Origin of the sequence: Vibrio sp. FF145 (assembly GCF_041439075.1) — a bacterium.
In the GTDB taxonomy this organism is placed as follows: domain Bacteria; phylum Pseudomonadota; class Gammaproteobacteria; order Enterobacterales; family Vibrionaceae; genus Vibrio; species Vibrio tasmaniensis_A.
In genome coordinates this window covers 52,594-79,239 of record NZ_JBGONH010000017.1, presented here as the reverse complement: position 1 = coordinate 79,239, position 26,646 = coordinate 52,594, and the positions used below count along the sequence as shown (strand labels likewise).

Genomic DNA, 26,646 nt, shown 5'->3' with positions numbered 1-26,646 from the left:
CCACGTTCAGTCCTCTTTGTCCCAGCCAAATATCCGTTCAGGTTCAAGCAATAATGCTTATCCGAACGGCATTATCACATTGTGAGGCCTTTTTTCGTTTGGTTTGTCCAGCGAGAGACAATTGGAGATTGGAGTAGGGGGTGATCAGGGTAAGATCTTCTGGCGTTCGTTTTAAGAACGCTTAACCTTTTTGGACATGTAATCAGAATCAAAAAACTCAGGCCAGTACATTTTCACATAACCGCCTGCCACCCAAATCACTAGGATGGTCGCGATGGTTAATTCAAAGAAGCCGAATTTATGCAGCCAATACCATTGTGGGTATTCAGCACCGAAAAATGTGGTTAAGCGGTGCATAGCAATGGCGCTGATCACGGACGGGAAGGTGACGGCTGCAATCGAAGGTTGGAACTTCAGACGCATTAGACGGATGTAACATAAGTAAATCAATAGAGTCATGGTGATAGCAATGCCAGCCAATGCTCCTGTCAGAATCGGATCTGGGTTGTCGAAGTTCACCAAGTAAGCGGCTAAAGATAAGTTAACCGGAGCCGCCATGATTGCGAGTGTTGGTCTTGCTCGGCGTGGCAGGTTTCCCTCGAACACCAAGCGATACAACACCACTGGCAGCATGAGGAAATAGATACCGATACAAGTGGCCGCCAGTGTCTCTGAAAAAACGGTGTGTCCAAACTGTGTACCTGCTAAGGAACTGCTGATTAACCCCACGGGATACAGGAACCAACTCGGCACAATGTTCGACATTTTGAAATTGAGGATCTGGAAACTAAAGAACAACACCATCATGGTAAAATGCAACAACAACGCGCAGAACCAGACTGGATAGGCGATTATTGGAGATATCTCGGCCAGATAGTCACATAGAATCAATAACGCCATGCTCATCGGCGCCATCAAGCTTCCACTAAGCGGGTGACGAATGTCATTGATGAAAGTATTAAAGCTGGTGAGATAACGAAGTAAAACGGGTAGCAATAACAGTGCGCCAAATGCAGCAAGGTAAGGGCGAATGATCTCACCAACCCCTGGCAGATATAATGCCCAAGCTTGCCCAAGCCCTATAACGCCAAGTGCTAAAGATGCCTGAGATGGTGGAACATTCTTTACTTGGGTTAATCTTCTCCAGTTCAACGACTTGCTCCACTCAGTTAAATGTAGAACGTATACTCTAATCAAAACGTTCAGTCATGCTCACCATCGGTGTTGTTAGGCATGTAAATAATTTCGTGGATAATAGCAAGTTTAACGTTTGCTTTTAAGGTTTTGATTCGAAATTGATATATAAAGCGCGATGAAAGTGTTTTTGATTTTCTTGAGTGTTCTATAAATATTGAGCTTGGTTTGCTTATTGTATTAGTGGGATTTGATTGTATTAGTGGAACTCAACGAGTTACGTTTAAGTCCCACATTTGAACTGACGTTTTCAATGTAATTAACGAACTTCCTCTTGCTGAGGGAGATCTTGCTGTCTTAGTTTCTCGTTTTTCAGCGTACGGTTAAGTAGTTGGCTGTAAATTGGCTGACCACCTAACATCTGAGCAATGATTACCGCGCCTAAGCAGGTGATGATCAACGGCAAGATGAGGTAGTAGTTATTGGTCATTTCAATAACCAACAGTATGCCTGTGATAGGTGCTCGCACGGTGGCGGCAAATAAGGCGCCCATGCCGGCAATCGCAAACATACCCGGCTCTATGTTCAGTTCAGGGAAGAATGCAGCTGCGATAAGCCCAAACGCGTAACCAAAGAGTGTTCCTAGAGCAAGCATTGGTGCAAAGATACCACCCGGTGCACCAGAGCCGAAACAAAGTAGCGTGGTCAGCACGCGCCCTAAGAAGATTAACAGCAGCACGTTTGCGCTGTAGTTGCCATTAGTGATATTTGGGATGATACCAATACCACCGCCAGTCAACTCTGGTATATAGAGCAGCAATAAGCCAAAGCAACCGCCCAACAGGGAGCCTGTCATTAAGTAGCGTTTACGATCATTCTTGTGTATTGCAACAAACAGGTCTTGCGAAAGTGTAATCAGCTTATTGAAAATCACACCAAACAGGCCGAACAATACGCCTAACAACAAGAATAACCACAGAGCATCGAGTTCAGGCGGTTGGTATTGAGGCATTGTGATAACGGCAGATTGGCCATTGATCGAACGAAATACAATATTGGCTGAAACCGCCGAGATGATGACGGCTTTGATTGAAATGAGTGAGTAGCGAAACTGTGGTCTCATCTCCTCGACTACAAACATGATTCCGGCGAGTGGTGCGTTGAATGCCGCGGCCAAACCACCTGCGGCACCCGAAGCCAATAGTGAATGTCGGGCGTCGTCATCTTTGACTCGAAAGATATCGGTGACCATGCGACCAATACTGCCGCCCATTTGAACGGTTGGTCCTTCTCGACCTAAAACCATACCAGAGCCTAATGCGCCCATACCGCCAAAGAATTTTACTGGCAATACTCTCCACCATCGAACAGGGCGCATACCGTCCATAGCACCTTCAATTTCGGGGATGCCTGAGCCTGCAGCCTCTGGAGCAAAGCGGTGAACGAGGAAGTAACCAATAAAGGCAAATGCAGCACTAATAAGGAAAGCGGCCAGCCAAAGGGGTAAATAGCTACCGATTTCATCTTTAAGCCAATCGGTACGAGTTTCTGTGATGAAATGAACCGCGACTTCGAAATAGGTACCCACCACGCCAGCAAGTACACCTACAATACAAGAAAGAAAGAGAACGGAAGCGGGTGTTTTATCTCTTGAGAGAAATTGATTAATAGCATCCCTTGGCATTTTGGCGAGTAGGGACTGCTTAATTTTCTCTCTTCTGGTCATTGAGATAAGGCTCCTGAATGGGTTGAGGCGGGACTGCAATAAATTATACGCGTCCTCTGCATATCCTATAGCAGCAAAGATGCAAAGTTGAATTTCATTTATGGAATATACGTGTTACATAAATGGAATCTATAGGCAATAGTTGAATCGCCGTCACAATTTTGATCGATTCTCCGGTGGCGGCTTGAATATCCCCAAAAATGAACCATAGTTAAATCGTAAAGCAACATAACGAACCGCAAGGAGAAGTGAGGTTTTACACACAATTTGGATGGATTCAGAATAAAGTTTTAGTTCCTCGTTAAATGTTCAGGTCGATATTTAAGGCTTCCTGATTCGCGAACTCACGATTGAGTAACGAGGGTGAGGCGTACTGAGTAAGTACGCCTTTAGTTCGTCTGGAGCATTCCTTTTTCATAGTTCCCCCCTTTCTAGTGACACTCATACAACTTCTGGCTTAAATCATTCTCCGTATAAACAAGCGATTGGGGTCAATTTCTCCGTGATTGTGTATATACTCCTAAAAAAAGGAGAACTGATATGACCAAAAAAGTTCCTACAAACATAATTACGGGTTTCTTGGGTGTTGGCAAAACGACAGCTATTTTGAACCTGCTCAAAAATAAACCTGAGAATGAAAACTGGGCTGTTCTGGTTAATGAGTTCGGGGAAATTGGCATCGATGGCGCATTGATGACAGATCAAGGTGCTTTGATTAAAGAAGTACCGGGTGGCTGCATGTGCTGTACCGCTGGTGTGCCTATGTCAGTGGGTATTAATGCTTTACTACGCCAGAAGCCGGACCGTTTATTGATTGAACCTACAGGGCTTGGTCATCCAAAGCAGGTTATTGCGACGTTAACTTCAGAGCAATACACACCTTATGTTGATTTAAAAGCGACGCTTGGTTTGGTTGACCCTCGAAATCTATCTAATGAAAAGTACACCTCGAATCAGAATTTCAATGACCAACTGGACAGTGCAGATGTGATTCTTGGTACTAAAGTTGACCTTGTTCATTCTGAAGACATCGATGTGTTCAATGATTGGGTGACGGATCAAACGCCAGCAAAAGTATTCCATAAGCTGATTCACGATGGTGAGGTGCCATTGGAAGTGTTGGACATTGAAAGGGTTTACGGCAGTGCTTCCTCTCATCTTGAAGCGCATCATCATGACCACGCTGAACAAGAGCCTCAATTCCAACTGCCTCCCGGTGAAGCGTTTATCCGTAAAGAGAATAAAGGGCAGGGTTATTTTAGTTGTGGTTGGTTGTTTGGCGCAGAGCATAAGTTCGACTTCGATGCGCTATTCTCAATGTTGTCGGAGCTAACGGCTGAGCGCGTGAAAGCCGTGGTAAATACTGACCAAGGTTGCTACGCGTTCAACGTGGCGAATCAAGTTGTATCTGTGAATGAAATTACACTGGACGGCTTTGAGTCTCGTCTTGAAGTGATTGACTCGCAGCTAATGCCGTGGAGCGATCTCGAGCAGATTCTACTCAAGCTGTGTGGCATCAAATAGCCCTGTTTTTGCTGTTTGAACCAAGGATCTTGGTGTTTACCTCGTTGAAGGTGGGATAAACACCAGATTAAATGAGAAAGTTTGCGTTATATCACGATAAATGTGAGATAAATCACTCTAATTACTTTATAGTGCTCGGCTGAAATAAGAATGTAGGCTGTCTGCTTAAGGAACCCGTAACAATGTCATTTTCCTCTCAAGGTTTTGCTCCTGAATTAGTCAAAGCGTTGACTGAGTGTGGTTATGAAAAACTCACTCCAATTCAACAAAAAGCGATTCCAATGGCTCGTAAAGGCCATGATATTTTTGCTACTGCTCAAACCGGTACGGGTAAAACAGCGGCATTTTCATTGCCTGTTATCCAACACCTTTTGAACAGCGACAAAAAGGCGTCTAGAGGAACGGCTCGCGGCCTTATTCTTGCTCCAACTCGTGAGCTTGCTGCGCAGATCGCTCAAAACATTAAAGACTACGTTAAATACACTGAACTAAGCGTTTCAGCGGTTTACGGTGGTAACAAAATGTCTTCACAAGTTCGTCAATTAGAGCTGGGTGTGGATATTTTGGTTGCAACACCTGGACGTTTAGAAGAGCACTTAGAAGCGGGTAACGTGTCTATCGCAAACCTAGAATTTCTAGTATTTGATGAAGCTGACCGTATCCTTGATATGGGCTTCATTAATGCCGTTCGTAAGATCATGCTAGATGTAGAAACATCACCGCAAATCATGATGTTCTCTGCAACGACTTCTACTCAGTTAAACCAACTGTCTGTTGATATTCTACGTAAACCAAAACGTATCAGTGTTGAGCGCGAAAACTCAACGGCTTCTACTGTTGGTCACGTGGTTTACCCTGTGGATCAAGAGCGTAAAACAGAACTGCTTTCTGAGCTGATTGGCCGTAAAAACTGGCGCCAAGTGCTTGTGTTCGTGAACTACAAAGAAACAGCGAATGACGTTGTTAAAGAGCTTAAATTAGACGGCATTAAAGCGGTACTTTGTCACGGTGATAAAGCACAAAGCGCTCGTCGTCGTGCTTTGGATGACTTCAAAGAAGGCAGAGCACGTGTGATGGTAGCAACCGACGTTGCAGCTCGTGGTCTTGATATCGAAGACTTACCACATGTAATTAACTACGACATGCCTTTCCTAGCGGAAGATTACGTTCACCGTATTGGCCGTACAGGTCGCGCTGGTAAACAAGGTCATGCGATTTCTTTCGTTAACCGCGAAGAAGAGTTGACTGTTGTTCAAGTTGAAACACTGATTCAACAACGTATTCGCCGTGTTGAACAACCGGGTTATGAACCGAAGAAACGTGATGCTTACATCGAGAAGCTGAACACTAAATCGGCGTACAAAAACCGCCAAGGTCGTAAGAACAACGCGAACGAAGAGCCTCAAGATCAAGCAAGCGCAGAACGTCGTTTGACTATGATGAAGCGAATTAAAAACCGTCGTAAGTAAAATTACGGTTGGTAATGGAAAAGAGCCACTGTATTGTGGCTCTTTTTCGTTGTGTCGCTAAATATAAGGTAGCTCCTTAGAAAGACAGCTCAACAAGCTAAACACTTAAATAAAAATAAGTCGATAAGGTAATAATATGGATAGCGCACTACTTTGGGCTTTTATTCCCACATTTTTCTTTGTGTCAATTACGCCCGGTATGTGTATGACCTTGGCGTTGACACTTGGAATGAGTGTTGGATACAAGCGTACATTATGGATGATGATCGGTGAATTGGCTGGTGTTGCGGTGGTTTCTATTGCTGCGGTATTGGGTATTGCATCTATTATGTTGAACTACCCGTGGCTATTTACGGGCTTCAAATTTGTTGGTGCAGCTTACTTGTTCTATTTAGGCGTTCAGATGTGGCGTTCGAGAGGTAAACTGGCGATCAGCACTGACAACCAAACAACAAAAGTCAGCAATGATTGGGACTTGGTGGTTCAAGGCTTCGTGACAGCGATTGCGAACCCGAAAGGCTGGGCATTCATGATTTCGTTACTGCCTCCTTTTATTAACAGCAATAAAGACTTAGCACCGCAGTTGTTGATTTTAGTGTCGATTATTCTGGTTTCTGAATTTGTCTGCATGACCTTATACGCGACAGGCGGTAAGAGCCTAAAACATATGCTGGGTAAAGCCGATAACGTTAAGTTGATGAACCGTATTGCAGGTACGTTAATGATGGGCGTTGGCGTGTGGTTGTTCGTGAGTTAACTGTGATTAACGGATTGCGATCAACGATAACGGTTGAGATCCCTGACTCAGTCGTTCCTCCTTCTCGAGGATGACGGTACGTGATTTGGTTTGGGGTGAAGAGCAGTTTACAAAGCCGCAGATCATTAGTTGAGTCAAAGAGCGTATAGAATATAAAAAGAGCGATAGGGCGTTTGGCCTTATCGCTCTTTTTGATTTTACTTAGCTAGCGAACAGAAATTAGATAACAGTAAGGTTACTGATCTTAGCTAGATTTGCTTATTAAACCGCGATTTCACCGCCGTCTTCACGACGAATCACAACGGTAGATGCTCTTGGGCGCACATTGCCTTTAGTCTGTGCGGTCGCATCTTCTGACGATGGCCAGTTTGCAGGGTGTTGAATGTTCACAAACAGTGATTTGTAATCAGGGCTAATGGTAAAGCCTGTTACTTCGCAACCGTTTGGACCAACAAAGAAGCGTTTAAGTTGTGCTTGGTTGTTTGCATCAATTACCGCGCTGTTGCCGTTGTCATCCGTTAACTGAGATGGAACCACTGCCAGCATTTGGTCATTGGTGTAGCCCGTTACTTCGTCTGCGCCGTTATCTGTCTGAATCCACAAGATGCCACGAGCATCAAACGCTAAGCCGTCAGGGCTCGCGAATTGGTTCATGTCTGTTAGACCTGAGCGGTTAATAGACTTGTCTTCTACTGCTGGAGAGCCAAATACGAATATATCCCAATCGAACTCGCCTGCCGTTTTACCTTCATCCCAACGAATAACATGACCGAACTTGTTGTCTACGCGAGGGTTCGCAGAGTTCGCTTCTTTACGCTTGTTGTTATTGGTTAGCGTTAGGTAAGCCGTCCCCGTCATTGGGTCAACAGAGCACCATTCAGGGCGATCCATTGGCGTTGCACCAACAAGGTCGGCTGCACCTGCGGTATTAATGATAAGTTCTGCTTGAGAGTCAAATGAATCACCTAGCTTGCCGCCGTTTGTAGTCTTGCTGCTCAACGTTAGTGGTAGCCAAGTACCTGAACCATCATCGTTGAACTTAGCCACATACAGTGTGCCTTTGTCCATGTACTTGTCACCCGTACTTAGGCGATTGCTCGGCTCTGCATCACGCGGGTCCCATTTCTCTTCAGAAACGAATTTGTACAGGTATTCAAAACGAGAATCGTGACCAGAGTAGAATACGATCGGCTCGCCTTCGGTCAACTTACCGAACGTACAGCCTTCATGACGGAAACAACCCAGTGCAGAACGTTTCTTAGCGCGAGAGTTTGCTGTGTATGGGTCGATTTCAACAATGTAGCCGTGACCGTGTGCTTCGTTACGGTAATCATCAATCGGTGAATCAGCGCTTGGTGTTACATCAAAGCGTGCAAATTCGTCTAAGCGTTCTTGTTTGTTACCTGAAAGTGTGTCCCAACCGTAACGTGTTTTGTCGGTTGCGATACCAATACGCTCTTGTGCTGGCGTTGTCTCGCCTTTGTTTACGAAATAGCCCGGCCAGTTTTCTTCACACGTTAGGTACGTCCCCCATGGCGTGTAGCCATTACCACAGTTGTTCAGTGTGCCACGAGCTTGGCTGCCGTCTTGTGAGAACTTGGTTTTGGTAAATTCACTGTGAGCGACAGGGCCCGACAGGTCCATTACTGTTGCGCCTGTGTAGCGGTGGTTCAGTGGATCGTTATCGACCATCACCCATTGGTTGCCTTCCAGTTTCACTCGAACAACACTCACGCCGTGCGCGTTGATCTCTTTACGTACTTCATCAAGGCTAGGGCGAGCGCCTTCGTTGTATGTTGGGCCGTTGGCGTGCAGTGCTTTTTGGTCGATGTATTCGTGGTTGATTACCAACAAACCGTCGTTGCTGTTGCCATTAAGCGGGAAGAAGTGCATACCGTCGTGGTGCATGCCCAGTGAGTTAGCTTGATCTTGTGCATTGTTGGTGCCGTCTTTTAACCAAGCATTGCCTTGCTTGTTGAGTGGAGTACCCCAAGGAACTAATACCTGTGCTGTATAGCCTTTTGGTACAACGACACTGTCTGTCAATGATCCTTTAACCGATTCGAATGCAAGTGTTGCAGTGCTTTTTTGTGCGCCCGTTGCTTGCATTGTCGCAGCGTTAGCCGTGCTGTGACCTGCTAAACCAAACGCGCCAAATGCGGTCATTGCACTGATGCCTAAACCGCCTTTCAGAACGTTTCTTCTTGAAAGGTTTGCATCTAGAACTTCTTCGAAAGGCTTGTTGTTACTCTTGTTAAAACGAGTGCTATCAAATGTTTCCTTGCTCATCGGGACTGCTTCCTGTTGGCTGACTTTATTATTCGTTATTTATGACTTACCCACTTACTAATGAATTGGTTAATAACTTGGGCTGATGTGTGAGCAATCGTGAAGCAGTTAAGTGACAGATTTTTATAGTTTTGATTAAGGTTTTGTTTCTGTAGCACGATTTTTGCTGCTAACCCTCTCGTGCAATACAAAACTCTTGGGAATTAACGAAGAACTGTGTATAAATGCTTTATCAAACGAAAAGAGAGACAGTTATGAAATTAGATAAAATCGAAAACAAAAATCGCCGCCTACGCAAGAAGTTATACCTAGGTGAATTCGCTATTCTAGGTTTTGAAGTAAGCTGCACGACTTCGATTGCTGATTTTGACCAATACGATGTGTTCATCGATGAATTTATCGATTTTATCGACAGCATCGGCCTGTGCTTTGGTGGCGGTGGTTTAGAGCTGTTCGAAGGTTTCTTATGTTCTATTGAGCGCTACCGTTCAGTGACAGAAGCAGAGCAACTGCAAGTAGCGCAGTGGCTTGAAGCTCGCGCAGAAGTAAGCAAAGTTGAAGTAAGCGAACTTGTTGACGCAAACTACGCATTCTAATTTGGTGATGTATGGTTCGCTCAGCTGAAATCGATTGAGCTTTCGTGAGAGAACTTTGACACATCAGATAAAAGGCCCAGTCGGTATGTCGATTGGGCCTTTTGCGTTTGGTCAGCTCAACACCAGACCTCGGGTTTCGAGTGTTGTAGGTTTCTTCGATTTAGAACCTGTACGACTTGTCCAAGGGGGAGCGAGCAACTAGTTGGAGTGTTTGAAGCAGAATTGGAAATATGCGCTTTTTCAATTCGTCCCGTGACTTAGTGCTCTTTACTTAGCGTCGTTTTCTTCGTTCACTTTTGCATAGAAGTGCAGCAACTCTGTGAGCTCTTTAACCCAACCAAATGCTTCTGTCGGTGCTTTCGACAAAATCTTCTCGACTTTGTCACAGTGAGTTTCAAGGCTGATCGCTTGCTCAAGGTTGAACGACATTGCATAGAAGTGCCAAAGCAATAGTCGAGTCATGCGCTCGATGTTTTGCTGTGAGTTATCCGACTCACTAAACGCAAGATTCACTTCACTCAGCGCGATTGCTGTCATTCGCAACATCGCATCAAACTTCGCTGATTGCATACGCTCTTCATTGGTCACTTCTTCCTGTTCGAACGTAAACAGTTCCGTCATTGCATCTTCAGGGACAAGGCGATGAATCATTCTTAAACTAAATTCTTCTAGTTCTTCACGAGGCATGTTGTTTAAGCAAGTTAAAGTGTAATCGCGTTGCATGGTGTTCTCTTGGATCTGCAAAAAGGTCAGACAGTTTAATGGAGAAGCGAGTTCAGAAAAAGCAGATTTTAGATAAGCCTACGTTTGTAGGCTTATCTATGTACTACAAGCCCTAAAATTGATGTTTAGGGAAACTGTATTTAGGTTTGAACGCAGTATCAGGCTTTGCTATGGCTTGGCGGTTGATATTGCATAGACTGGTCGTTTCTCATGAAAATGTTGCTCGCGACCAAGCTGCCGATACAAATTGAACCAAGCGCTAACCAAGTCATCGTATCCGGAATTTCGTTGAACAGTGGGATCGCCAACAAGGTTGCAACAGCAGGTGTTGCACTACCAAAAGCGGCTGAGCGTTCTGCTCCTAGTGTATTAACAGCATATAGATAAGTGAATGCCGCTATTAAGCCTGCACCGACGCCTTGCACCGCTGAATGTACGGCAAGCTCTGTGACTGGCCATTGAGCAATTGGTGTGCTCATTAAATGGCTAGGGAGGGTTCCTGTAAGGATAAGGACCAGCAACAGCAAGGTGGAACAGAATGAGATAAAACCTGCACTCACGAGCGCATTAAGGTTGGCAACACGTGCTGAGATGGTAAAAGTCGCCCACATCAAGCTGCCAAACAAAAACAACACGTGACCTTTGGTATATTCAAAGTTGAAGCTACTTAAGCTACTTCCCAGAAACAACAATATCCCAAGCGAAACCAGACCTAAACCAACTACACGGTGTCGGCTAAGCGGCTGCTTAAAAAAGAGTACCGCGATCCCTGTTACGAATAGAGGAAGCGTTCCCGGAACTAAAGCACTCCCGTGTGATACCGGAACGAACTGCATGGCTGTTCCTGCAACGAGTAAATAAGGTAACCCGCACCCCACAAACATACCGGCCAAGTATCGATTCGGGACAGCAGCGATCGTGCTACGTGCTTTCCACACCAAAGGTAATAACGCCAATGCTGGTATGAGGAATCGAGTCAGTGCGATGTCTGCAGGTGTTAAATCTGAATTTGCGCCGCCTTTAAGAGAAAGGAAAAAGCTCGCCCAGATGAGCAGAGTGACAGTAATTGATAAATAGCCAAGCTTCATAATAAACAAGGAAAGTGAATGATGATTAATTATGGGGTACTTGGTGTGCCATAGGTTGGCAAGTTTTGTTCTAACTTGAGTTGTAGTTGATGATTTCTGCTAATATCTTGCCAATTGTTAACGAATTTAACCAATAATTGGTATTTGCTATGGATAGGATTGATAGACATCTTCTTGAGTTGCTTCAGAAAGACGGCAGGCTAACCACCGCTGAGTTAGCTGATGAAGTTGGCTTATCGGCTTCACCGTGCGCGAGGCGCATCAAAAGACTGGAAGAAAAAGGGATTATTGATGGTTACCGTGTGAGCCTGTCACGGGAACAGGTCGGCATCGCAATGAGCGTGTTTGTTGAGGTGAGCTTGAACAACCACCAAGAAGTGTCGATTGATAAATTTGAAAGTGCGGTTGTCGAGATGGAAGAGGTCATCAGCTGCCACGTTGTATCTGGGGCTTATGATTACTTGTTAGAAGTTGTCAGCCCTAACTTGATGGCTTACGAAGCATTTACCAGAAAGCTACAGCGACTCTCCAACGTAAAAGACATACATACCCATCTTGCGATTAGGCAAGTGAAAGGCAATGCGCCACTTCCGGTTTATACGGACTGACTGTTTATACGAGCTAACGGTTTATACGAACAAACGGGCTATATGAACTAACAGTTTATACCGACTAAGCCGTAGGTAGGTGACACACTGCCCGATGACATGAGCTGAAAAAGAAATGATTTTATGACTAATAGGAAGTACGGTCGCTATTAACGGCTATCTGACGAATGCGGATACGCAACAATAAAAAACGGAGCATCCGTATATGATAGGTGCAAAACTTAGTGATACTTAAAGTTAGAGATTGAACAATCCCCGGTTTGAGCGTTGATTCTGAATGAAAAAGCATGTGAATGATAATCCACACCGTCATTCCAAATCGTCTCTCCAAATATCTTACATAGCTCTAGCTCACTTACTGAACCGAACTCTTCCATGTGTTTAGCGACAGATAAAAGTTTACCTCTTATCTCTGCAGTCCCTTCCGTGTTACTCAAGCAGTTGAAAGCCATAGTTTTTTGCATATTACCTAGCCAAAATATTTCTTGTTATTAAGTTATATGAATAATCATGATAACAATTTTCTGGCGTTTGTAAATCTATTTTGTGATGAATATCTCACATAGTTGCTTGCATTGGTCGGAAATTGAACGTCATTGTTGATAGTTACCACATTAGTTTTACAACTTATTGATAAAGCTTTGATTGATTATATTTCTGAATGTGTTGGTTTGTTCGAACTATGATTATTGGGATAATCAAGTTAAGCAAGTGAGTAATCATTTTAGTTTTGTACATCGTTTATCGGTTGGTTTGTGTGGCGAGCTTCGTCAATCATCGTCGCTTCTTTACGGTATTTTGAAGAGAGCTGACGAAATTTTTTACTGAGTGTATGAAGATCTTGCGAGAGTGATTGTGAGCTTTGTACGTGTACCTGTGCACTTTCTGTTTGACGCGGTAGTCTTGCTTTAGCGCAGTGTTTAGCTATGGCTTGCCACGAATGCGTTAGAGACTCCGCTCCATCTAGTTCTGTAGACACAATATACGCCTGTGTTAATAGAACCTCAGAAACATCATAAGCGGTATTCATATGACTATTGAGCTGCACATTAAATCTTTGTTCGTACTTTGCCCAAAGCCCAATGATCTGCTTTTCGTTGAAATGTTTCGATAGCAACGTTTGTGATTCATAGGTCGAGAGAACTTGGTTAAATTCTTCAGTGTATTGATTATAACGTCCTTCAAATGAGAGCTGGCGATCTAACAGTGTTTGCCAGTTTTCACGGTCACAATGGTCTGCTAGCGCGACATTAGCACTCAAAGGTACACTCACAATGACAACCTTCACCAAAAAATTCATGATTTACCTCTACTTAACTCGCTCTCTATTAAGAGTATAGATGAGCAGCAACATGAGTTGATGTACACTTGAAACATACCTAAAACGGAAGAGCTGGTGGATTTGATGAAAAAAGCGCTGATCGCTTTACTTGTGTTATTAATATTGGGCGGAGGAGCTGCATACTACTTCTTCGTCATGAAAAAAGACCCCACTCCGCCAGAGAAAAAGGAAGCGCCGGCTGTTGAAGTCGCGGCGCAATCTGAATCTGACCTTACATCCCTCACTACTACTCAGCCTGAGCCAGAACAGACTGAGTTCTACGTTTTAGATAGAAAACTAAAAGTAGTCGAGCAGCCCGAAATTGATGCTTTGATAACCGACTATCTTTATAAGGGTGAAAAGGTCGAACTACTAGAGAAGCAAGGCGAATGGGCTCGTATCTCTGACTATATTGTTTTAAAGGAAGGCGGACCACAGACGGCGGAATGGATTTCAATGTCTGGGCTATCTAGTGATGAAGTGATTATCTCTGAGCAAGAAAACAGAGAGATACTAGATTCATACTTATCTAAATCCGATGATCTGAAGCTCCATCAAGAGAAGTTCCGCAACACGGTAGCTAAACTTATCTCTGAAGGGGAGTGCGACCCAAGTGATTTTGAAGAGTTAGGCGGTTGGGTTAAATCAGTTAAATACAGCAACCGAGACGTTTATTTTATTTATTGTGGTGGGTTGTCTCTTGAAAACAAAATTTATCTAGATGTAAATACTAATGAAACATTCACGAAGTAGGAGCCGATTCCTATTTAATGTGGGTATTCGTCACTGACTTTTAATTAACTCTATTTTTCCAAGATATTAACTAAAGCCTACTCATAGATTGAGTGGGCTTTTTTATGCTATCTATAATGCTGGCTTTTTCTATTTACCCTGTAATTAATATTGAATCTTATATACAACCATCATTAAATATTTATTAATGGGTAATAAGATCTTTACTATTATTCTCATGATCAATCATTTCGAATTCCCACATTGCATTCTTCTTGAAACAAGCTAGGAAGTGTTGGTTTATCTCTAATTAACAAAGGCTTACCTGCTTGCTGATAAAGTCGAAATTAAGTAAAGCTTATTTATTTCAGTGCCTTATGGTAATTTACATATGTGTAACATTTCACTAGAACTGTAAGGCAAGTCACGTTTTTAATCATAATCCCAAATTATTTTCGGTTTGTAATAATACTTTTTGATTTTGAGTTGTAGGGTTTAATTAAAGCAAAACGTAAATTTTAATTATCAACTAAGACATTATCTTATTAACATCATTGTTATTTAATTGCTTGTAAGGGATGGAACCATTAATGAAAAAGCTTGCTTTAATTACAGGATCAAAAGGCGGTATCGGCTCAGCAATTTCCTCTAAATTAGTTGCAGACGGCTATCGTGTTATCGCGACTTATTTTACTGGGAATTACCAATGCGCATTGGAATGGTTTAATGAAAAACAATTTACTGAAGATCAAGTGAGATTGTTTGAATTAGATGTCACCAATACGGGAGAGTGTGCGCTGAGTTTAAGCAAGTTGTTGGAAGAAGAAGGAACGGTGGATGTGTTGGTCAACAATGCGGGTATAACGCGTGACAGTGTTTTTAAGAAGATGGATGCCGAAGCATGGAAAGACGTGATTGAAACGAACTTAAACAGCCTTTTCAACGTGACTCAACCTCTGTTCGCTCCTATGTGTGAAAAGGGTAACTGCCGAGTCATCAACATCTCTTCCGTCAATGGTCTTAAAGGTCAATTCGGGCAAACTAACTACTCGGCGGCTAAAGCTGGAATGATTGGTTTTTCAAAAGCCTTGGCAGCAGAGGGGGCTAGAAGCGGTGTGACGGTAAATGTTGTTGCCCCTGGTTACACAGGCACGCCTATGGTTGAACAAATGAAACCTGAAGTCCTTGATTCTATAAAGAATCAAATCCCAATGAAACGTTTAGCGACGCCTGTAGAAATTGCAGACGCAGTGGGCTTTTTAGCAAGTGAATCTGGCGCGTACATTACAGGCGAAACACTGTCTGTGAATGGCGGCTTGTACATGCACTAATTGGCGAAACTGAAGGGAATGGAATAATGGAAAAAGTATTTATTGTTGCGGCTAAACGTACTCCTATTGGTGCATTCACCGGGTCGCTAAAAAACGTATCTGCGGGCGAGTTGGCTGGCGTTGCGATCAAAGGCGCGTTGGAGTCCGTAGATCTTTCGTTGGATGCGATTGATGAAGTGATCGTTGGTAATGTGATTTCGGCAGGTCAAGGTATGGGGGTTGCTCGTCAGGCTTCCATCTATGCAGGGTTACCTGAGGAAACACCTGCATACGGTGTGAACATGATCTGCGGCAGCGGTATGAAATCGGTGATGGATGCGGCGGCTCACATCAAAGCAAAAGATGCTGAAGTGGTTATTGCTGCTGGCGTTGAAGTGATGTCCCAAATTCCGTTTGTGGTACCAGCGAGCGTTCGTAATGGTCACAAAATGGGTGATATCTCAATGAAAGACTTATTGGTTGGTGATGGCTTAACCGATGCGTTTAATCACTACCACATGGGCATGACGGCTGAAAATATCGCCAACACGTTAAATATTTCGCGCCTAGCTCAAGATAACTATGCCCTAGAAAGCCAACAGAAAGCCGTCGCAGCGATTGAAGCGGGTAAGTTCAACGAGCAAATCGTGCCTGTAGAAGTTAAGCAACGCAGACAAACTGTCACTTTTGATACCGATGAGTATCCGAAGTCAGATGCGACATTCGAAGCTCTACAAAAGCTTCGTCCAGCTTTCGACCGAGAAGGAACGGTCACCGCTGGTAATGCGTCAGGCATCAATGATGGTGCGAGTGCAATCATCTTAGCGTCTGAGTCGGCGGTAGCGAAATATGGCCTGACACCTTTAGTGGAACTGAGCAGCTACGCGCAATCTGGTTTAGATCCCAAAATCATGGGGTTAGGACCTGTAGAAGCGGTTTCTAAAGCGCTTGATAAAGCGAATCTCACTCTCGAAGAAATAGATTTGTTTGAATTGAATGAAGCGTTTGCAGCACAAGCCCTTGGCGTAATGTACCAATTGTCAGAGCAGCATGATTTGCCGCTTGATGCGTTCAAGCCAAAGGTCAATGTGAATGGTGGTGCAATCGCGCTTGGTCACCCTCTAGGTGCGTCTGGCAATCGAATTATTGTTTCACTCATCCATGAAATGCTTGAACAGAAAACGACTTATGGCGTTGCTTCGCTCTGTGTGGGTGGAGGAATGGGAACCGCTGTTTTGCTAAAAGGTATTGAAGGTTAGAGCCTAAGGTATCGGTAGCAAGCTTAAAAACATCGGATCAGCTTTTCAAAGCATCGCGAGCTCATAGATGAATGTTGGCTGAAACGATGATTATACAAATTTATTAAACTATGTATTCATCAGGAGTTACTTATGTACACGGATATTTTCAAAACAATTACTGACCAAACAGAAAAGCAATTTGAACCGTACTTAAAGTTCAACAAGTTGGTTGCTAAGAACATTCAAACGATGACAGAACTGCAAATGAATGCGATGCAGACTTATACGGATATGGGTCTTTCTCAAATGAAGGCAGTAAGCGAAATCAAAGACGTAAACAGCCTGACCGCTTTCAATAGTCAACAACTCACGGCATTAACTCAACTGTCTCAGCAAATGATGAGTGACAGTTCGAAACTGCAAGCGGCTGCCAAAGAATTCAAAGACGATGTTGAAACACTAACAACTGAAAACTTGAAAACAGTCACACCTGCATAAATTTAATCGCCATCGAATGAGGCAGTTTTACTGTGACATTCGGTGGCGATTTTCCGATTATTGGAGTCATGTTATGTTTCAACACTTCTTTTCGGACTACCTTGTTAAACTTCAACAAACAAACCAGCAATGGTGGGATAACTTTGAACAAAACAAGGAAGCCGCGCAATCTCCCCTAAATCAAGCGATGCAAGAATTGAATTTTGATGATGCATCAAAAATCTTCGAGCAAGCCGCCAACCAACCCGCCGTCCTGCTTCAGCTGCAATCTCAATGGTGGGAACAGCAACTGCAAATCTGGCAAAACGCGGCACTGATGGGCAACACTGAAAGTGTCATCTCAGAAGATCGCAGTGATAAGCGCTTTATCGATGATGCATGGAAGAACGACCCTTTCTATAGCTTCATCAAGCAATCCTATTTGTTATTCAGTAAAAGCTACATCGACACCATCAATTCTATCGAAGGCATCGACGAGAAAACCAAAGAGCGTGTGGCGTTCTTTTCTCGTCAGGCAATCAATGCTCTCTCTCCAAGCAACTTTATTGCAACGAATCCAGAGTTGATGAAACTGACGCTTGAGCGAAATGGTGAAAACCTTCTCGATGGGTTAGAGCAGTTACAAGCAGACGTTGAAGCAAGCGCCGATATACTCAAGATCCGCATGACCAACAACAACGCTTTTCGATTAGGTGTTGATGTTGCTAACACGGAAGGTGATGTTGTCTTTCAAAACGAGTTGTTTGAACTGATTCAGTACCACCCAAAGACACCACAAGTTAATGCGACGCCTTTGCTGATTGTTCCGCCGTTTATCAATAAGTACTACATTCTCGACCTTCGTGAGAAGAACTCGATGGTGCGTTGGTTGCTTGAGCAAGGGCATAGCGTATTCATGATGTCTTGGCGCAACCCAGGTGAAGCGCAGAAGGACACTGAGTTTGGTGACTATGTCACGGAAGGCGTGGTTAAAGCCGTTTCTGCGATTGAAGACATCACAGGTAAAGAGCAAATCAACGCGGCGGGTTACTGTATTGGCGGTACGGTGTTGGCTTCGACGGTGGCTTACTACGCTGCGAAGCGCATGAAAAAGCGCATCAAAACAGCGACCTTTTTTACCACCTTGTTGGATTTCTCGCAGCCGGGTGAGGTGGGCGCGTACATCAATGAGACAATCATAAATGCTATTGAGAAGCAGAACGATGGCAAGGGCTATATGGATGGTCGTTCGTTGAGCGTGACGTTCAGTTTGCTTCGAGAGAACAGCTTATACTGGAACTACTATATTGATAACTACCTCAAAGGCAGTAGCCCGATGGAGTTTGATCTTCTGTACTGGAACAGTGATAGCACTAACGTGGCGGCTAAATGCCATAACTTCTTGCTGCGAGAGCTTTATCTTGAAAACAAACTGGTTCAAGACAAAGGCGTGAAAGTGGGCGGCGTATGGATGGATTTGAATAAAATTAAGATACCAAGCTACTTCATCTCGACCAAAGAAGACCATATCGCGTTGTGGCAGGGGACTTACCGTGGTGCATTGAACACTGGTGGCAACAAGACGTTTGTTCTGGGCGAGTCTGGTCATATCGCAGGCATTGTTAACCATCCAGAGAAAAAGAAATACGGCTACTGGTTGAACGACAACTTAGACGACTCTGCTGACGAATGGCTAAACAACGCAAGTCACAACGAAGGCTCATGGTGGACACACTGGGATCAATGGTTACAAGGCTTTGAAGCTGACGAGAAAGTCGAACCTTTCAATCAAGGTTCCGAGCTTCACCCTGTGATTGGCAAGGCACCGGGTAACTATGTAAAACAGGTACTTCCTATCGTCGATAAAGAAGTCGTTGATGTACAGGCTCCGAAAAGCGACGCTTAGCTTGTTTAACGTGAGTGGTTGATACCTATTTCTGCTAGGGTATCAGCCACTTATATCAGAGGTGCACTTATCAAACGCATCAATACCCAAACGCCCACTACCACTTGAGGTGTAACAATACAAATCGTCGTAAAAAAACGGCTGTCTGAGTTGTTGCATATGCCGTCAGTATGCTCCCACAATGAAGTATCTCTATTCACCCCAAATTTACCTTCGAGTTGGCAAACTATTCGCTACTTTCATAAGGAGAAGTAGCGATGAATTACCGCATGTTAATGACTCTAGGGGTTTTGTTTAGTGCAAATGTATTGGCTGAACTTGATGAACCAGGCTGGGGAGGCGAAGTTGGAGTATTGGTCGGCTTTGGTAGTGAAACCGATGACTCAGAGGCTGTAAAAAAAGGCAGCTTGAACAGCAAAGGAGAATCGGATTCGAGTGCGCTTGTTGTACCACTAGGACAGTTGCGCTACACGTTTGGTTCAGATAGCGACCAGCAGGTCTTTATGGGGACCTCACGTGGCGATATCATTGAAGGTGTTTTTGCTTTTGAATTTGGCTACGCACTGGAATATGGCAACGAATCGGTTGTATCTTTCTCTTACCTTCCAACAATCGCAAATGGTGAAGTATGGGAAGACCCGTTTATAGCCAATACTGCGAGGACTAAAACCGATATCTCTGGTGATACCTTTCGTGTACAACTCGACAACTTATTAGATATTGGTTTATCGGGTGATTTCGCTGTCTACAAGCAAGACATTAAAAATGACAAATCGGGCGTTCACCTAGGAGTGCCAACAGGTGTACTCCAACGTGACGCTAAAGGCTATTATGCAAGCTTATCTATGGAGATGCCTGTTAGTGAGAGCTCTTTTATCGAACCATCGTTGTCTTATCAAAAACATCTTGCAGACGGTAAAGCAGTTTCTTTCTCTGATTACTCTGGCTCGTTGACCTACATAATGATGGTGGATGATCATGCATTCTCGGTTAATGCAGATTACAGTCACCGCTCATATGATGCATCCAATCCAGTATTCAAGAAAACACGTGAAGACAATGGATATAGCGCAACGCTTGGCTATGAATATATGGACGTTATGGGTTGGGAAGGCTGGGGATTCAACGCATTAGCGGGTTATTCTAGTAACAATTCCAATATCGCATTCTACGATACCAGCGGATATTTGATGAGTGTTGGTGTTAGCTATCACTTTTAAGTAATTGGCTACTTAATCACGATGAGTTGGGGCTAGCATATTTGTTAGCCCTTTTTATTGTTTACTTTTTCGGCTAGAGGCTGCGACTGAATATGAGTGATGAAGCTTAAATTCAGTCAATGGCGACCAAAACACCCGGTCGGATTGCCCCGAGGCTTGGTCATTCGACTTAAACGAAGTTAAGCATTGGTATTTGATTTTTCTTCGCCCGGCAAATGAAGCCGAGCCAACAAGCCTCCCTCTATTTCCTCTGCTTCAAGGTGCCATCCTAGCTTCTTACATATTTTCTCGGTTAAATCCTGCCCAAGGCCAAAGCTATCTTGAAATGGCAGATCAAGTTCCTGTGTATTGATGTTCTTGATCACTATGCTGTTTTTTTCGAAATAGATATGGATCGTACCGCTGTGCGTGTATTGGAAAGCGTTACGAATGAGGTTACCAACGACAATTTTGATTGGAGTCTCTGGAAGTTCCACTGTTGGGGCATGAAGGTAATTGCGGATGATGTCGATCTCTTCACCTTGAATTAAATACTCCAACTCTTCTATCAAATTATCTAATAAAGCGACGACCGAAACTAAGCTCTGATTCGGTGGCGTTTCACTCTTTCGGACTAGCCAGAGCATGGTTTCGGTAATTTGCTGCATGTTGCTGCTCGCGCGGTCGATACGATTGATCGGGCGCTGTAAATCTAAGGGCAGGGAGATGCGCTCTAAGATCTCCATATTTGCTCGTATGATTGCAATAGGCGTTCTCAATTCGTGACTAGCATGAGATAGAAAACGTTGTTCTCTTTCTACCAAATGCGCATTCTTACTGAGTGCCTTTTCTAGATAAAGCGCAACTCGATTGTATTCACTGAATTTAAAGTTGGGAGCGGGGTTCGCCAATAGGTCGTTGGACGCGCTTTCTGACCATTCGACGAGTTGTTCGGTTTTTTTTCCTACTCGGTAACTGTAGAGCCAAAGCGCTAATACAATAAAAAATATATAGCCAAGAGCAATATAGATAATAAGGTTGAAGCGATGATCGAACCACACATCTATTGTGTCGCCAATTAGGCGGTAGTCGTACCGAGCGACTCCGAATACCAATCGTCCGTCTTCGAGAGCAAAACGGTAGACACCAAAGACAGCCTCTTTCTTGATGTCGTTGGTAACCGTTTCATCAACGAAGACGACAGTGAACTCATCATTAACAAATGTCACATCCCGAAGTACGTCTTTACCATCGACCTTTATGTTAGGCAATTGGTCATAATAAAATGACACTACGTAAGATTTAGGTAGTTTGGCTTCTGGATTTATAAGGCGTACTTCGTTAAAGCTCAACCATTCACTGGCGAGTCGCATTTTTACTGAATCTTCTATTCCATATTCAAAGTGACGGATTAAAAGTTCTCCGAATAGTAAGGCTGTCAGAAGTGACAAGCCCAAGAAAAAGGTAGTAAGGTGACCCCGTATTGGGAAGCTCTTTTTCATGCTCATGGTTACTCTTTTATCCTCAGACCTTGGCCAACGACGGTTTCAATCAACTTAGATTCAAAAGGCTTATCGATTTTTTGTCTCAGTTGATAAACCTGTACTTTTATGTTGTTACTTTCTGGTGCGTCATTTGGCCACAAACACTCCTCTATTTCTCTACGAGTAACCACTTGTGGAGTTCGGCGCATGAGGAGTTCTAAAAGCATTAGATTGAGTCGATTTAAGTCCAAGACTTGTCCTGATCTTGATACTTGCTGGCTTTCTAGGTCATAGACTAAGTCACCTTGTACTAACCTTTTTTGTTGGCTACTTCTTCGCTTAGAGAGCGCCTTGATACGTAAGGCGAGCTCTTTCATTGCAAATGGCTTGATTAAGTAGTCATCAGTGCCAGCATTGAAGCCAGCTTCTTTGTCTTGCAGCGTATCTTTTGCTGTCAGCATCAAAATAGGCGTATCGTCACCGTCGTCTCGAAGTCTTTCACAGACAGTAAAACCATCTATTTTGGGTAACATTAGGTCAAGAAGAATAACGTCATAGTAATTTTGTTTTGCGAGTGTAAAACCGCTTAACCCATTGTAAGCATGATCGCATTTGATGTTTTCAAATTCGAGAAACTCTGCAACTGAAGCGGCGAGCTCCTTGTCATCTTCAACTAATAACACGTTGATAGATAAGTTAGATTTCATTTTTCTTAACCCCAGTAAAAGAAGCGGATCTTTGGGTGGTTATGTTGTGAAACAGCTGCTTGATATCTTGCTGAACCATTAGCAATACGGGTACCAAAAGAAGTGTTATTACCGTTGCAAATAAGATTCCATACCCCATTGACGTAGCTGCTGGTATTAAAAACTGAGCTTGAGGAGAGGTTTCTGACAGTAAGGGCACTAAGCCAAAATACGTGGTTGCAGAAGTCAGCACAATAGCCCTTAAGCGTCCTGTTCCTGATTCAATTAACGCCTCGTATACGGTATCACCACTCATTATCTTGGTATTAAAGCGTGAGATAAGTAAGAGGCTATCATTCACGACGACCCCGGTTAATGCAAGCATTCCGAACAGAGAAAGTATACTGATGGGTATCCCTTGGATTAAGTGTCCCATCAAGGCGCCCACAATACCAAATGGAATTGTGCACATGATCAGCAGTGGCTGGAAATATGAGTTGAGTGGTATTGCAAGCAATGCGTAGATGCCGATAAGAGCGATAGCAAACACGCTATACAGTGAATTAGATATTTGTTCCTGCTCTTGTTGCTGTCCAGAAAGGACAATGTTTAGGTCACGATACTTATTCTGTAATCTTTTAAACAGGTCGCTATCTAGCTTATCAATGATCTCTTCTGGAGAAGCGATCGTTTTATCAACATCAGCTGTTATCACATTGACTCTGTTACGATTCATTCGTTCAATATTTTTGGACACATATCGAGTCGATATATTGGCTACCGCATTGAGTGGTACTAACTTACCATTGCTCAAGCGAATTTGTGCGTATTTGAGATTATCCAGTGTTTGTCTTTTTGCCCGTGGATACTGAATTTTGACCTTTATTTCATGCGAACCTTCTTGAAATTGCTGCACTTCATAACCTTGATAGGCCATGTTGAGTTGTTGTAAGAGATTCGATGTAGTAAGCCCCATCGTTAACCCCATTTCGTTAACTTTAATATCAACTTGGGCTTGTGTATTCGCGAGGCTACTTTTTATGCCATGCACACCTTGTACATTATTGAGATGATCAGTCAGTTCACGAGTTGCGTTGCTGATCGTTGCTTCATTTTGACTTCTTAATTCTATGCTTATTGCTTTATCGCTGATCATATCGGCTAAGAAATTCGCGCTGTCTATGCCTTCAAGTGTTGGGACCATGGATTGCCATTCTTTAGCGATAGCACCCGCGCTGATTGGGCGTTGAGTGTTACTCGAAAGGCCAACAATGATTTGCGAACTGTTATTGGTGGTTTCTACCAATACACTTTGGATTGGAGGTACAGACAGCGCATATTGCTTCACCAACGAATCATTCAATGATGCCGCCATTTGTTCAACTTTAAGTGTTTCACGTTGTACTAATCCGTAGCCAGTATCATCTTCGAATGCGAGCTCGATCGTGATGAAGTTAGTAGAAATCTCTGGGAAAAATACCGACTTAAGTTTGCCGGTTATTAGCGAACCGCCAACTAGAATACACAGGGAAAAAAAGCCACAAATTACAGCATAACGGTAGCGTATAGCCAGTTGTAAACAGGGTTTGTAGAGATGCCAAGTGATGTATTTGAAACCACGTAGAACACGCTGTTGAATATAGTGCCATACGGCAGGAATACCCCATGCTGAAGTCGGTTCCATTTTGACTCGGGCAAGGTGAGCTGGGAGAATTAATTTGGACTCAATGAGTGAGAAAATCAGGCAGAAAGTTGCAGCCATGGCAAATTGCGCAAAGATCTTACCGAGTTCCCCTTCGATTAAGCTGAGAGACATAAAAGCGACGATGGTCGTCAACACACCAAATGTGGTTGGTGTTGCCACTTTTTGCGCACCAGCGATGGTCGACTCAACGGAAGCTCCGTGTTTCTCTCTTTGTTCGTAAATGCTTTCACCAATGACGACGGCATCATCAACGACAATTCCGAGGGCCATGATGAAGCCAAAGGTGGTTAATTCATTAAGGGTGAGTCCAAAGAAAGAATCTCCCATAAGGACCATTGCACCGGCAAACGTAACAGGTAGGCCAACGGCAACCCAGAAAGCCACACGTATGTTTAAGAGCAGAGCCAGTAAAATAACAACGAGAGCGATACCTTGAGCACTGTTCTTAAGTAGCAAAGATAAACGGTTTTTAATCGGCTCACTTTGATCATTCCATTGGGTCAGGTGGATACCGTTCGGCAGAGTCAATTGGTAAGCATCAACGATGGATTTGGTCTCTTGGGCTAGCTGGTTGATGTTTGATTGACCATACATTTTCACCTTTAATCCTACTGATGGATGGCCGTTATAACGAGTAATGATGCCGTCGTCGTCAAATCCTAATTCAATATGTGCCACGTCAGACAAGAGTATGGTTTGCCCTGTTGCTGTGCGTTTAATTGGCAGCGAAGCGAACTCTTTCGCGCTTCGGTGTTGCTGGTCCGCTTTAAGAACTAACGTCCCTTGAGAACCTTTGAGCTGGCCGGCCGTTTGGGTTAATGATTCTGCTCTAATTTGGCTGACAATTTGCTCCATCGTGAGACTGAAAGCTTGCAATTTTGCCTCGTCAATTTCAATCGAGACCTGCTGAGATTTTCGGCCAATGTAATCAACCTTTTGTATCAAAGGAGAGTTTAGGAGCTTGTGTCGTAACTCGTCTAAATAACGCTGTAATGCACCGATAGGCACGTCACCAAACAGGTTAATTGAAACTACCTCTTCAAGGTCGGCTTGACGCGTGATCACAGGTTTTTTTGCTTCACTAGGTAAATCGCCAATAGCATCAACCACACTTTTTACATCTTGTTGCAGTTTGTCGAGTGAATAGCCACTCGACTTAGTGATGGTTACCGTTGCACCGTCACTATTTGAACTGCTGTGTATCTGTTTGATGCCTTCTACACCTAACAATGAATCTTCTATTTTTATCGCAATGCTTTCTTCAGCCGAGCGGGCTGAGCCACTTTGATATTCGACACTTACCGTAATATTGGTTGGGGGGAGTGAGGGGAAGCTTTCTACCCGTGATTGGATAACCGAAAAACCACCCGCGACTATGATCAAAACCATTAAAAGATTTGCAGCAACAGGATTGTGAACAAACCATGTGATAACGCCATGAGTTTTTAGGTTATTGTCCATCATTCACCTCTTTAAGTGATTTGTCCCCAGAGGCAGGAGTCGGGAGGCTCCGATTTAATGCGAGTTTGTCCGTGTCGTCTGTCTGAGGGCTATCCGAGAGTACTTGCATTCCCTCCACGTAGCTGGACAACGGCTTTACAACCAAAGTGATGTGTTGATTTAGGTTGCCCTGTTTAAAACCAATCGCATCGATATCTTGAAACAGTGATAGAGTCTTGTGACGATGAAGTTGACCTTCTTTGACGTACCAAATATTGCCGTCTGCAGTAATGGAAGAGGATGAAACTACAAAACTATCTGAGTAGCTCTTACCTTGAATGACAACTTTAACAAAGCTCCCGATCAGTAAAGGCGCTGGCTGTTGAAGAGGGGAGTCTATTTTTAATATGAGGTTACGCATACGTGTTGATTGTTCCACGAGCAGTGAAAGGTGACTCGCCCGTGCTGCCCATTGTTGCCCTGAGTCTGAATTTGATGCTGACTGAATTGTCACCGACAGTGCACTCAAATCGGAGGGGAGCTGTTGCCAGTCGCGTTCTGTGAGCTGAAGATGTACTTCAGCAGTTTCTATGGATTTGATCTGTCCCAACGAGGTTCCGGATGCAACAACACTGCCTGTGGTGACGTTGCTTTGGCTGACAATGGCATCAAAAGGAGCATGGATATTCGTGTTATTTAGTTGTTGCTTAGCATCTTCAACTGCTTGTTGTGCGGCGTTTAATCGTGCCTTTGCTGCTTTAAACTGAGGCTCTCGCAAAGCGAGGGGGCTCGGTGCCTCTTCTATACCTGAAGTTTTCCACTCTTTTTTAGCACGTTGATGTTTGCGTTGTTCTTGGAAAAATGAAAGTTGTGCGTTAGCTAGCTCCTTTTCTGCGTTAGCCAGAAGTACTTGGTAACTGGAATCGTCAATGTGAAATAGCAGATCACCTTTAGAGATTTGTTCACCTAGTTGAAATTTTTTTGCTTTCGAAAGAATCACTCCTGAAACCTGACTCGTGAGCGTTAAAGTTTCTTCTGGAATTACCTGACCGTAACCTTCAATGGTAGAGCGGTGTTCCCCGGCAGCAATGTCGACTGTGGTGACTTTGATATATTGTCGAGGCTGAGCTTCCAGCGCTAACGTTGTTTCTTCGGGGATTGACTTCATGATGTACATCGCGGTGGCAATGATACTGAGCAAGCCCAAAGCTGTAACAAGTATCTGTTTCAT

The 26,646-nt window shown here is 43.8% G+C and carries 22 protein-coding genes; 11 read left to right on the top strand and 11 right to left on the bottom strand.

Annotation, left to right across the window (positions count from 1 at the left end; all coding sequences use genetic code 11):
• Positions 1 to 171 precede the first annotated feature (171 nt).
• Together ACED42_RS08775 and clcA are read right to left on the bottom strand one after the other, a co-directional pair.
• Positions 172 to 1,152 carry a TDT family transporter gene (locus tag ACED42_RS08775; RefSeq protein ID WP_017097497.1) on the bottom strand — a complete coding sequence of 327 codons (981 nt, stop codon included), beginning with the start codon at positions 1,150 to 1,152 and terminating at the stop codon, positions 172 to 174.
• Positions 1,153 to 1,453: 301 nt separating this feature from the next.
• Positions 1,454 to 2,860 (bottom strand): H(+)/Cl(-) exchange transporter ClcA, encoded by a 1,407-nt coding sequence (clcA, locus tag ACED42_RS08770; RefSeq protein WP_029225590.1) that lies wholly within the window; start codon positions 2,858 to 2,860, stop codon positions 1,454 to 1,456.
• 540 nt (positions 2,861 to 3,400) lie between these two features.
• Here clcA and ACED42_RS08765 point away from each other — a divergent pair.
• The 3 genes from ACED42_RS08765 (at position 3,401) to ACED42_RS08755 (ending at position 6,610) form a co-directional block, all read left to right on the top strand.
• Positions 3,401 to 4,384, top strand: coding sequence for a GTP-binding protein (locus tag ACED42_RS08765; RefSeq protein WP_371702204.1), 984 nt, complete (start codon positions 3,401 to 3,403; stop codon positions 4,382 to 4,384).
• A gap of 182 nt (positions 4,385 to 4,566) precedes the next feature.
• The gene (locus ACED42_RS08760) at positions 4,567 to 5,853 is read left to right on the top strand and encodes a DEAD/DEAH box helicase (protein WP_371702202.1); all 1,287 of its coding nucleotides are present in this window, start codon (positions 4,567 to 4,569) and stop codon (positions 5,851 to 5,853) included.
• A 136-nt stretch (positions 5,854 to 5,989) separates the two neighbouring features.
• Positions 5,990 to 6,610: a LysE family translocator gene (locus ACED42_RS08755; protein ID WP_004731394.1), complete on the top strand. Its 621-nt coding sequence runs from the start codon at positions 5,990 to 5,992 to the stop codon at positions 6,608 to 6,610.
• Positions 6,611 to 6,871: 261 nt separating this feature from the next.
• Here the strand turns inward: ACED42_RS08755 and ACED42_RS08750 are convergent, their stop codons facing one another.
• Positions 6,872 to 8,899, bottom strand: a complete 2,028-nt coding sequence (locus ACED42_RS08750; RefSeq protein WP_371702200.1) for a PhoX family phosphatase — start codon at positions 8,897 to 8,899, stop codon at positions 6,872 to 6,874.
• 254 nt (positions 8,900 to 9,153) lie between these two features.
• Here ACED42_RS08750 and ACED42_RS08745 point away from each other — a divergent pair, with 254 nt between their 5' ends.
• Positions 9,154 to 9,495, top strand: coding sequence for a YggL family protein (locus tag ACED42_RS08745; protein WP_004731398.1), 342 nt, complete (start codon positions 9,154 to 9,156; stop codon positions 9,493 to 9,495).
• Positions 9,496 to 9,762: 267 nt separating this feature from the next.
• On the opposite strand, the gene ACED42_RS08740 is transcribed toward ACED42_RS08745, so the two are convergent.
• Entirely contained in the window at positions 9,763 to 10,218 is a 456-nt protein-coding gene (locus ACED42_RS08740; protein ID WP_029222913.1) for a hypothetical protein, read from the bottom strand.
• 158 nt (positions 10,219 to 10,376) lie between these two features.
• Entirely contained in the window at positions 10,377 to 11,306 is a 930-nt protein-coding gene (locus ACED42_RS08735) for a DMT family transporter (protein ID WP_371702198.1), read from the bottom strand.
• A 149-nt stretch (positions 11,307 to 11,455) separates the two neighbouring features.
• Here ACED42_RS08735 and ACED42_RS08730 point away from each other — a divergent pair, with 149 nt between their 5' ends.
• A complete protein-coding gene (locus tag ACED42_RS08730) occupies positions 11,456 to 11,914 on the top strand; it encodes an Lrp/AsnC family transcriptional regulator (RefSeq protein WP_009845472.1) in 459 nt (152 codons plus the stop codon).
• 221 nt (positions 11,915 to 12,135) lie between these two features.
• Here the strand turns inward: ACED42_RS08730 and ACED42_RS08725 are convergent, their stop codons facing one another.
• Both ACED42_RS08725 and ACED42_RS08720 read right to left on the bottom strand, forming a co-directional pair.
• Positions 12,136 to 12,378, bottom strand: a complete 243-nt coding sequence (locus ACED42_RS08725) for a hypothetical protein (RefSeq protein ID WP_009845471.1) — start codon at positions 12,376 to 12,378, stop codon at positions 12,136 to 12,138.
• Positions 12,379 to 12,638: 260 nt separating this feature from the next.
• Positions 12,639 to 13,214, bottom strand: coding sequence for a hypothetical protein (locus ACED42_RS08720; RefSeq protein ID WP_371702196.1), 576 nt, complete (start codon positions 13,212 to 13,214; stop codon positions 12,639 to 12,641).
• A gap of 96 nt (positions 13,215 to 13,310) precedes the next feature.
• Here ACED42_RS08720 and ACED42_RS08715 point away from each other — a divergent pair, with 96 nt between their 5' ends.
• The 6 genes from ACED42_RS08715 to ACED42_RS08690 all read left to right on the top strand — a co-directional run bounded on the left by ACED42_RS08715 (position 13,311) and on the right by ACED42_RS08690 (position 20,121).
• On the top strand, positions 13,311 to 13,988 hold the full coding sequence (locus ACED42_RS08715) for an SH3 domain-containing protein (protein ID WP_371702194.1): 678 nt from the start codon (positions 13,311 to 13,313) through the stop codon (positions 13,986 to 13,988).
• A gap of 569 nt (positions 13,989 to 14,557) precedes the next feature.
• On the top strand, positions 14,558 to 15,298 hold the full coding sequence (locus tag ACED42_RS08710) for an SDR family oxidoreductase (RefSeq protein ID WP_135383803.1): 741 nt from the start codon (positions 14,558 to 14,560) through the stop codon (positions 15,296 to 15,298).
• 26 nt (positions 15,299 to 15,324) lie between these two features.
• Complete coding sequence (locus tag ACED42_RS08705) at positions 15,325 to 16,536, top strand: acetyl-CoA C-acetyltransferase (protein WP_371702191.1); 1,212 nt, start codon at positions 15,325 to 15,327, stop codon at positions 16,534 to 16,536.
• 132 nt (positions 16,537 to 16,668) lie between these two features.
• The gene (locus ACED42_RS08700; protein WP_009845466.1) at positions 16,669 to 17,016 is read left to right on the top strand and encodes a phasin family protein; all 348 of its coding nucleotides are present in this window, start codon (positions 16,669 to 16,671) and stop codon (positions 17,014 to 17,016) included.
• A gap of 73 nt (positions 17,017 to 17,089) precedes the next feature.
• Positions 17,090 to 18,901 carry a class I poly(R)-hydroxyalkanoic acid synthase gene (phaC, locus tag ACED42_RS08695; protein WP_135381543.1) on the top strand — a complete coding sequence of 604 codons (1,812 nt, stop codon included), beginning with the start codon at positions 17,090 to 17,092 and terminating at the stop codon, positions 18,899 to 18,901.
• Between the two features lie 257 nt (positions 18,902 to 19,158).
• Positions 19,159 to 20,121: a DUF2860 domain-containing protein gene (locus ACED42_RS08690; protein ID WP_371702189.1), complete on the top strand. Its 963-nt coding sequence runs from the start codon at positions 19,159 to 19,161 to the stop codon at positions 20,119 to 20,121.
• A gap of 179 nt (positions 20,122 to 20,300) precedes the next feature.
• Here ACED42_RS08690 and ACED42_RS08685 read toward each other — a convergent pair whose 3' ends face one another.
• Genes ACED42_RS08685 through ACED42_RS08670 form a run of 4 tightly spaced genes read right to left on the bottom strand, consistent with a single transcriptional unit; the run spans position 20,301 to position 26,646 of the window.
• Entirely contained in the window at positions 20,301 to 21,608 is a 1,308-nt protein-coding gene (locus ACED42_RS08685) for a sensor histidine kinase (RefSeq protein WP_371702187.1), read from the bottom strand.
• 2 nt (positions 21,609 to 21,610) lie between these two features.
• Complete coding sequence (locus ACED42_RS08680; protein ID WP_371702185.1) at positions 21,611 to 22,291, bottom strand: response regulator transcription factor; 681 nt, start codon at positions 22,289 to 22,291, stop codon at positions 21,611 to 21,613.
• The gene (locus ACED42_RS08675; RefSeq protein WP_371702209.1) at positions 22,281 to 25,436 is read right to left on the bottom strand and encodes an efflux RND transporter permease subunit; all 3,156 of its coding nucleotides are present in this window, start codon (positions 25,434 to 25,436) and stop codon (positions 22,281 to 22,283) included. Before ACED42_RS08675 ends, ACED42_RS08680 begins: the two co-directional genes overlap by 11 nt.
• The gene (locus ACED42_RS08670) at positions 25,426 to 26,646 is read right to left on the bottom strand and encodes an efflux RND transporter periplasmic adaptor subunit (RefSeq protein WP_371702183.1); all 1,221 of its coding nucleotides are present in this window, start codon (positions 26,644 to 26,646) and stop codon (positions 25,426 to 25,428) included. The genes ACED42_RS08675 and ACED42_RS08670 overlap by 11 nt, the downstream gene beginning before the upstream one ends.

Bases quoted from the DNA above. Each gene is read 5' to 3' on its own strand.
- ACED42_RS08740 (WP_029222913.1), bottom strand. From the start codon at position 10,218: ATGCAACGCGATTACACTTTAACTTGCTTAAACAACATGCCTCGTGAA.
- ACED42_RS08675 (WP_371702209.1), bottom strand. From the start codon at position 25,436: ATGGACAATAACCTAAAAACTCATGGCGTTATCACATGGTTTGTTCAC.
- ACED42_RS08670 (WP_371702183.1), bottom strand. From the start codon at position 26,646: ATGAAACAGATACTTGTTACAGCTTTGGGCTTGCTCAGTATCATTGCC.
- ACED42_RS08725 (WP_009845471.1), bottom strand. From the start codon at position 12,378: ATGCAAAAAACTATGGCTTTCAACTGCTTGAGTAACACGGAAGGGACT.
- ACED42_RS08700 (WP_009845466.1), top strand. From the start codon at position 16,669: ATGTACACGGATATTTTCAAAACAATTACTGACCAAACAGAAAAGCAA.
- ACED42_RS08760 (WP_371702202.1), top strand. From the start codon at position 4,567: ATGTCATTTTCCTCTCAAGGTTTTGCTCCTGAATTAGTCAAAGCGTTG.
- clcA (WP_029225590.1), bottom strand. From the start codon at position 2,860: ATGACCAGAAGAGAGAAAATTAAGCAGTCCCTACTCGCCAAAATGCCA.
- ACED42_RS08690 (WP_371702189.1), top strand. From the start codon at position 19,159: ATGAATTACCGCATGTTAATGACTCTAGGGGTTTTGTTTAGTGCAAAT.
- ACED42_RS08730 (WP_009845472.1), top strand. From the start codon at position 11,456: ATGGATAGGATTGATAGACATCTTCTTGAGTTGCTTCAGAAAGACGGC.
- ACED42_RS08755 (WP_004731394.1), top strand. From the start codon at position 5,990: ATGGATAGCGCACTACTTTGGGCTTTTATTCCCACATTTTTCTTTGTG.
- ACED42_RS08735 (WP_371702198.1), bottom strand. From the start codon at position 11,306: ATGAAGCTTGGCTATTTATCAATTACTGTCACTCTGCTCATCTGGGCG.
- ACED42_RS08750 (WP_371702200.1), bottom strand. From the start codon at position 8,899: ATGAGCAAGGAAACATTTGATAGCACTCGTTTTAACAAGAGTAACAAC.
- phaC (WP_135381543.1), top strand. From the start codon at position 17,090: ATGTTTCAACACTTCTTTTCGGACTACCTTGTTAAACTTCAACAAACA.
- ACED42_RS08685 (WP_371702187.1), bottom strand. From the start codon at position 21,608: ATGAGCATGAAAAAGAGCTTCCCAATACGGGGTCACCTTACTACCTTT.
- ACED42_RS08680 (WP_371702185.1), bottom strand. From the start codon at position 22,291: ATGAAATCTAACTTATCTATCAACGTGTTATTAGTTGAAGATGACAAG.
- ACED42_RS08705 (WP_371702191.1), top strand. From the start codon at position 15,325: ATGGAAAAAGTATTTATTGTTGCGGCTAAACGTACTCCTATTGGTGCA.
- ACED42_RS08720 (WP_371702196.1), bottom strand. From the start codon at position 13,214: ATGAATTTTTTGGTGAAGGTTGTCATTGTGAGTGTACCTTTGAGTGCT.
- ACED42_RS08710 (WP_135383803.1), top strand. From the start codon at position 14,558: ATGAAAAAGCTTGCTTTAATTACAGGATCAAAAGGCGGTATCGGCTCA.
- ACED42_RS08765 (WP_371702204.1), top strand. From the start codon at position 3,401: ATGACCAAAAAAGTTCCTACAAACATAATTACGGGTTTCTTGGGTGTT.
- ACED42_RS08745 (WP_004731398.1), top strand. From the start codon at position 9,154: ATGAAATTAGATAAAATCGAAAACAAAAATCGCCGCCTACGCAAGAAG.